The following is a 243-nucleotide window of genomic DNA, read 5'->3' as shown; positions in this document are numbered from 1 at the left end:
GGGGCCGGCCGTTCTCGTGTGTGTGGTGCGCTGGTGGCGCGGGGGTGTTACTTGATCTGTGCGGTGATGGTGGCGGTGCCGACGAGCAGGCCGCCCTTGACGGCGTCGGTCTTGAACGTGCTGTTCAGCAGCGTCGCGGCGTCGTTGGAGACGTGGACGGTGGTGCCGGTGAGGATCGCGTTGTCACCCTCGAGCTGCAGCGGCTTCAGCGTCCCACCGTGCAGGGAGAACAGGTACGCGTTG

1 pseudogene is annotated in these 243 nt (G+C 67.1%); it reads right to left on the bottom strand.

Annotated features, from left to right (window positions below):
• Positions 1-47: 47 nt before the first annotated feature.
• Positions 48-243 (bottom strand): annotated as a pseudogene (locus BIU90_RS18620) (hypothetical protein); the annotation flags it as partial.

The sequence above is a fragment of the Curtobacterium sp. MCBA15_001 genome (assembly GCF_001864835.1).
Lineage (GTDB): Bacteria > Actinomycetota > Actinomycetes > Actinomycetales > Microbacteriaceae > Curtobacterium.
This window is presented reverse-complemented; position numbering and strand designations above follow the sequence as displayed.